Here is a 6,442-nt window from a genome sequence, read left to right as displayed (position 1 = left end):
ATGGAGTCCTCTTTCGCGGTTTGATAGTTGTCATAACGGATATCATAGTTTTGATAACGGATATTATAGTTTTCATAACAGATATCATGATTGTCATAAAATACCATTGAGCGCAGTGAGAGATTTTTACTCTTCCTGAATCACTACTTTAACGATAAAGTCGTCACAACGCTTTATCGTTAAGGCAATTTTCTGTACGTACTTTTTTATTTTGAGTAGACTATATAAGATATTAAAGCCCGCAACCACGCAAAATAAATGGCACTAAGAAATCAGCAGCACGCGCTTCATCTTGCTTATCGTATTTATCCTTACCCATTAAACCGACGATTTCTGTCTCAAACTCGGCATATCGCTGCGTCGTGGCCCAAATCAAGATTAATAATTGTAATGGATCGCTAACACCAATTTTGCCTTGTTCATACCAAGTTTTCATGACCTGCGCCTTATCAACTGCCCATTCTTGCATCGTCGTTGACATAAAGTCGTGCAAGTGTGGTGCTCCGCCAATGACTTCAAGCGCAAACAGCTTATGTTGGTTTGGGTGCGCAAATGCTTGATGCAGTTTCGTGCGCACAAATTTTTCGATCACTTCCGTGGGGTCACTCTCGACTGTCATGGTCACCAAGCCCTCATTCCACTCTTGGATGATAGAGTGCAGTACCGATTGGTACAGATTCTTTTTATTTTTAAAATAGTAATGAATATTGGCTTTTGGCAGCTCAGCTCTGTCAGCAATACCTTGCATCGTCGCACCGCGAAAACCTTGTAACACGAACTCTTCTTCTGCAGCCGCCAATATGACAGCTTGATTGTGCGCGCGAATGTCTTGCTGATTGCGCTGGACATTTTGCTCTACAAGCGCTTCTGAACTCTCTGAGGTATTAACGTCGTTCTTGTGCGCCCTATCTTTTCCAGTTGTAACACTTTTAGTCGTATCTTTTTTAGTTACACTTTTAGTTGTATCGCTGATGGCCATGATTAGTAACGCCTGTAATGATGTTCAATGAGTGACGATGCGCCAATGTAGGTTTATATTTTAATAAAGCATAAGGCTTATGGCCTGATTTTTATGAAAAATAATTCACTAAAATAAATTATTTTCATAAATTAGTTGACCAAATGGTCAGGTTTAAGGAGAATGGTTAATACTAAAGCAATTACTGATTGATGCATACCCATTTAGCATGAGATTTTTCATCAATAGATACTAATCAATAGATATTAGCATGCCGCTATACATCAATATCAGCTTATTCAGCCCTATGGATTGGGGACAAAGGAAAAGGATGCCACTGTGAAATTATCGCTACAGCAATTTAACCACCTAGCGCCAGCCGACGCGACCTCACTTCTATTGACCTGTTGCACCAGTACAGCGTGGGCAACAGAATTAGTCAGTAACCGTCCTTTCACTGATATAGATAACTTACTTACTCATAGTGATAACGCGTGGCAACAAGCACAAGCCAATGAAGCCAATTTGCTCGAGGCCTTTGACGGTCACCCGCAAATCGGCAACGTCGACTCTCTTAAAGAAAAATACCGCAACACTCAAGACAGTGCCGCGCATGAGCAATCAGGCGCAAATGATGCCGAGGATGAGGTGAGTGCCGCCTTGGCGCAAGGCAATCAAGATTATCTGGATAAATTCGGCTTTATCTTTATCGTGTTTGCGACTGGCAAGAGCGCGCAGCAAATGCTGGATTTACTGTTAGCGCGTCTGCCAAACGATCGCGCTACCGAGCTGGTTAATGCCGCTGCTGAGCAAAATAAAATTACCCGTTTACGCTTACAAAAACTGCTGGGCGCCGCTTAATGTAAACGCTGCCTTACTGGTTCACTATATAAAAGGAATTATCATGTCAGGTACGCTCTCATCCCATATCTTAGATACCCATCTTGGCAAACCTGCCGCTGACATAGCGGTGACGCTACACCGCGTAAGTACAAGCGGCGAGGCCTCATTATTAGCCAATGGCGTCACCAACGCTGATGGACGCGTGACACCAGACAGCTGGTCATTTAACCCAACTATTGATATTGCTGAATATCACTTAGATGTTGGTCGTTATACCTTAACGTTTGATACTCAAGCTTACTTTGATACACAAAACCTCACGGCTTTTTATCCGCAAGTAGTCATCGACTTTATCATAAGTGATAACGGTCACTATCATGTACCGCTGCTACTTAGCGCGCATGGCTACAGCACCTATCGCGGCTCGTAAAGGTATTACGTTATCGTTTAAAAGCACACTGGATGAAAGAACATTGGACAAAAGGACACTTGCCACATGGGCGCATATCTTCTCGATTGGGTAGCTTTATTTTTTCGCTGGTTTCACGTTATCGCTGGGATTGCATGGATTGGCGCATCTTTCTATTTTGTTTGGTTGGATTTAAGCTTGCGAAAACCGCCACAGTGGAAAGCCGATAAAGGTATCTCGGGCGACTTATGGGCAGTACACGGTGGCGGCTTTTATGAGATTGCCAAATACAAGCTTGAACCTGAGGAGATGCCAAAGACCCTGCACTGGTTTAAATGGGAAGCTTATACCACGTGGCTGACTGGTATGGCGATGCTTGCTATCGTCTATTATGTCAATGCAACAGCTTACTTGATTGACCCCAGTAAAGTCGCTTTTGGTAGCAGTATCGGTGCCATATCGACAAGCTTATTATTCTTATTCGGTAGCTACTTTATTTATGAGGTGATTGTTCGCAGTCATTTAGGTAAAAACTCGTTTATTTTTAGCACCATTATTTTTATCTTATTAGTCATTGCTTGTTGGGGTTCTTATCAATTATTTAGTGACCGAGCCTCATTTATCCATATTGGCGCCATTTTAGGTACGGTAATGGCCGGTAATGTCTTCTTTGGTATCATGCCCGCTCAACGTGCGCTTGTAGATTGTGTGCGGCGCGGCGAAAAGCCGGGTAAAGAAGTCGCCGACTTAGCATTACAAGCAAAAAACCGCTCATTGATGAACAACTACTTTACCTTACCGCTTATCTTTACCATGATTAGCAACCACTATCCGATGATGTATTCTCATGCACACGGCTGGTTGGTATTGGTCTACGTCGGCATCATCACGGCGATTGTTCGCCATTACTTTAACCAGAAGCATTTGGACAATCATAAGCCGCGCTATTTGGTTATCCCTGCTATTTTAACCGTTTTATTGATTATTTGGATGCGCCCAGCGCCAATTGAGCCGTTACCTGCTTCTAATACTCAAGCAGCTGCCGCGCCTGCCGCAAATGACAGCACGCCACCAACGGCTGGCGTTGACCTAGCAAGTAACGCGGTTAATTCTGATGCCAATTCTAATGCCAGCTCTGATGTTAAGTCTAATGAAAACGTTACCACCGCAGCAATTCCAGTGACGGCCTCAGCTGACGATGCCATCATGAATGTCGTGCATACACGCTGTAGCACTTGCCATGCCGCGCAGCCAACTCAGCAAGGATTTGCAGCGCCGCCAGCAGGTATTATCATCCAAACACCGTCAGATATGAAAATCCATAAAGACAAAATCATTACCGCAGTGCAAACAGGCTATATGCCACTCGGTAATCTGACTCAATTGACTGATGCAGAACGCCAACAAATCGTTGCTTATACCTCAGGTTTGTAGCTTTAAATGTTAGTAGCTAATTAGCGATACTCACTCTTATGTTGCTTTAAGATATTTAGGATATATTTACAATGAATAAAAAAATAACCAGCGATTTTAATCACGATACCTATGCACGCGACCTAAAAGGCTATGCAGGCAATCCACCGAAAGCCAACTGGCCGGGCGGTGCAAAAATTGCTGTGCAGTTCGTTCTCAATATCGAAGAAGGTGCTGAGAACAGCGTTATTCATGGCGATGCAGAATCAGAGCGTTTTTTGTCCGATATCTTAGGCACACCCTCGTTTAACAACCGTCATCAGTCTATCGAATCGGCTTTTGAGTACGGCAGCCGTGTCGGTGTGTGGCGAGTACTGAATGTGTTTAAAGACTATGGCTTGCCTATTACTACCTTTACTTGCGCTGCTGCTGCTGAAAAGACACCGCATATTATCGAACGCGTCTTAGAGGACGGTCACGAAGTCGCCAGTCACGGACTGCGCTGGATTACCTATCAATATATGTACCGTGAGACCGAGCGCGAGCATGTGCGTCGTGCTACTGAAATCTTTGAGCGTATGCTTGGTGGGCAGCCGCTAGGTTGGTACACAGGTCGTGATAGTCCCAACACCCGTGAGTTAGTCGCCGAGCAAGGTGGCTATATTTATGACTCCGACTCTTACGCTGATGAGCTGCCTTACTGGCTTAATGTTAAGGTAGAAGACGGTAATAAAATCGCTCGCAAGCCGCATCTGGTTATTCCCTACACCCTTGAAACCAATGACATGCGCTTTTCGTCAAGCCCTGGGTTTACTCATGCCGAACCCTTTTATCAGTATCTAAAAGACAGCTTTGATACGCTTTATGAAGAAGGTCAGCACACGCCAAAAATGCTGACCATCGGTTTGCATTGCCGTATCATTGGCCGCGCTGGTCGCATCACCGCGCTTAAAAAGTTTCTAAAATATATTACGGACAAACCTGATGTTTGGATATGTCGCCGCGATGAGATTGCCAAGCACTGGTATAAAAACCATCCCGCCACGGCTGATAATACCGCTGACTGGATGTAACCTTAAGTTCAGATGCTAAGTTCAGATAATAAGTTCAGGCACCAATTTATCGCGACACAAAATCATTAAGGATTATTAACCATGTCAACAAAAAGTACTTATTACGCTCCAACTGGCGGCTTGCCTCCGCAAACACAACTACTATCCGATCGCGCTATCTTCACCGAAGCGTATGCGATTATCCCCAAACGTGTACTAACCGACATTGTTATTAGCTACCTGCCGTTTTGGGAAGGCATGCGCATGTGGGTGATTGCCCGTCCTTTAAGTGGTTTTGCAGAAACTTTCTCACAGTACATCGTTGAGGTCGCACCAAATGGCGGCTCTCAAAAGCCTGAGCTGGATACCACAGCAGAAGCCGTATTATTTGTCGTTGAAGGTGCAATGGATATTACTATTGAAGGCGAAGCGCATCATCTTGAAGCGGGTGGCTATGCTTTCTTACCACCGGCATGTAAGTGGACGCTGAAAAACAATAGCAACAAGCACGTTAAATTCCATTGGATTCGTAAAGCTTATCAGTTTGTAGACGGTATTGATGCGCCCGAACCTTTTGTCACCAGCGATCACGATGTTGCAGCGATTGAGATGCCCGGTACTAATGGTGTATGGGCAACCACCAGATTCACCGAGCAATCCGATATGCGTCACGATATGCATGTGAACATAGTCACTTTTCAACCCGGTGGCGTGATTCCATTTGACGAAACTCATGTCATGGAACATGGTTTGTATGTGCTAGAAGGTAAAGCGGTATATCACTTAAACGGTGAATGGGTAGAAGTCGAGGCGGGTGATTTTATGTGGCTGCGCGCATTTTGCCCACAATCTTGTTACGCCGGCGGACCCGGTCCATTTAGATATTTACTATATAAAGACGTGAATAGACATATGCCATTTATTCGCCCGGAACGATAAGACATCCGGAATAATAAATAGTATAAAAGCATAATCGTTAATGCGAGTACGGGTCTAGGGTAAATTTACTGCTACTGCCAATTAAACGACCCTATCAATTAACTCACGTTCTTAATTCAACTAACGTTATTAACCCTTATTAAGGTGAATTCATGAGTACTACAATCATAGCCAAACCTTTGACTAAAGCTGAGTTCGCGCCCTATGGTAAGGTTATTGAGCCGTATGATAAAGACGAAGAAACGCCTGAAAATTGTTATGAGATTAACAATGGCTACGCCAAGCGCCATCATGCTATCGCCGAGTCTAAGCTCGATGGTGGCAATGTCGGTATGAGTATTTTCTGTGCCAAAAAGCGCGAATTTCCTATTGCCTTATCAGTAATGGAATATCACCCATTTGGTACACAGGCTTTCTTTTCGATGAATGGTCAGGATTATATTGTCGTAGTTGCGCCTAAAGGCGAGCCGCCACAGTCTGCTGATGATTTGACCGTATTTTATGCCAAATCGCATCAAGGTGTGCAATATGACGCCAATGTTTGGCATCATCCGCTGCTTGCACTTGGTTGTGACTCTAACTTTTTAGTGATTGACCGTATCAATGGCGAAGGCAATAACTGCTATGAGCTTGATATCAATGATTGGCAAGTACAAATTGAGCTTGCAGAATAGACAAGCCAGCTAATGGCGATTAGCTGGCTTGTTATGCTTAATAGCTTGGATTTAGCAAATTAAACTTGTTCAATAAAAAACATTATATCGATTACTGTCGAAACATTAAGTCGGATTACTTGTTTTTCTTGTACTACTGTACTAGAATACTGAA

At 43.8% G+C, this 6,442-nt stretch carries 7 protein-coding genes; 6 read left to right on the top strand and 1 reads right to left on the bottom strand.

Features of this window, described 5'->3' with window-relative positions; genetic code table 11:
- Positions 1 to 232 precede the first annotated feature (232 nt).
- The gene (locus PG901_RS04350) at positions 233 to 979 is read right to left on the bottom strand and encodes a TetR/AcrR family transcriptional regulator (RefSeq protein WP_271133634.1); all 747 of its coding nucleotides are present in this window, start codon (positions 977 to 979) and stop codon (positions 233 to 235) included.
- A 318-nt stretch (positions 980 to 1,297) separates the two neighbouring features.
- Here PG901_RS04350 and uraD point away from each other — a divergent pair, with 318 nt between their 5' ends.
- The 6 genes from uraD to PG901_RS04320 all read left to right on the top strand — a co-directional run bounded on the left by uraD (position 1,298) and on the right by PG901_RS04320 (position 6,288).
- Positions 1,298 to 1,819 (top strand): 2-oxo-4-hydroxy-4-carboxy-5-ureidoimidazoline decarboxylase, encoded by a 522-nt coding sequence (uraD, locus tag PG901_RS04345; RefSeq protein ID WP_271133633.1) that lies wholly within the window; start codon positions 1,298 to 1,300, stop codon positions 1,817 to 1,819.
- Positions 1,820 to 1,862: 43 nt separating this feature from the next.
- Entirely contained in the window at positions 1,863 to 2,231 is a 369-nt protein-coding gene (gene uraH / locus PG901_RS04340) for a hydroxyisourate hydrolase (protein WP_271133632.1), read from the top strand.
- Positions 2,232 to 2,297: 66 nt separating this feature from the next.
- A complete protein-coding gene (locus PG901_RS04335; protein ID WP_271133631.1) occupies positions 2,298 to 3,644 on the top strand; it encodes a urate hydroxylase PuuD in 1,347 nt (448 codons plus the stop codon).
- Between the two features lie 71 nt (positions 3,645 to 3,715).
- Positions 3,716 to 4,696 carry an allantoinase PuuE gene (gene puuE, locus PG901_RS04330; RefSeq protein WP_271133630.1) on the top strand — a complete coding sequence of 327 codons (981 nt, stop codon included), beginning with the start codon at positions 3,716 to 3,718 and terminating at the stop codon, positions 4,694 to 4,696.
- A gap of 81 nt (positions 4,697 to 4,777) precedes the next feature.
- Positions 4,778 to 5,614, top strand: a complete 837-nt coding sequence (locus PG901_RS04325; protein ID WP_271133629.1) for a bifunctional allantoicase/(S)-ureidoglycine aminohydrolase — start codon at positions 4,778 to 4,780, stop codon at positions 5,612 to 5,614.
- Between the two features lie 152 nt (positions 5,615 to 5,766).
- On the top strand, positions 5,767 to 6,288 hold the full coding sequence (locus tag PG901_RS04320) for an ureidoglycolate lyase (RefSeq protein WP_271133628.1): 522 nt from the start codon (positions 5,767 to 5,769) through the stop codon (positions 6,286 to 6,288).
- Positions 6,289 to 6,442 lie beyond the last annotated feature (154 nt).

Source organism: Psychrobacter sp. ANT_H3, assembly GCF_027919975.1.
In the GTDB taxonomy this organism is placed as follows: domain Bacteria; phylum Pseudomonadota; class Gammaproteobacteria; order Pseudomonadales; family Moraxellaceae; genus Psychrobacter; species Psychrobacter maritimus.
This window is presented reverse-complemented; position numbering and strand designations above follow the sequence as displayed.

Bases quoted from the DNA above. Each gene is read 5' to 3' on its own strand.
- PG901_RS04350 (WP_271133634.1), bottom strand. From the start codon at position 979: ATGGCCATCAGCGATACAACTAAAAGTGTAACTAAAAAAGATACGACT.
- uraH (WP_271133632.1), top strand. From the start codon at position 1,863: ATGTCAGGTACGCTCTCATCCCATATCTTAGATACCCATCTTGGCAAA.
- PG901_RS04335 (WP_271133631.1), top strand. From the start codon at position 2,298: ATGGGCGCATATCTTCTCGATTGGGTAGCTTTATTTTTTCGCTGGTTT.
- puuE (WP_271133630.1), top strand. From the start codon at position 3,716: ATGAATAAAAAAATAACCAGCGATTTTAATCACGATACCTATGCACGC.
- PG901_RS04325 (WP_271133629.1), top strand. From the start codon at position 4,778: ATGTCAACAAAAAGTACTTATTACGCTCCAACTGGCGGCTTGCCTCCG.
- PG901_RS04320 (WP_271133628.1), top strand. From the start codon at position 5,767: ATGAGTACTACAATCATAGCCAAACCTTTGACTAAAGCTGAGTTCGCG.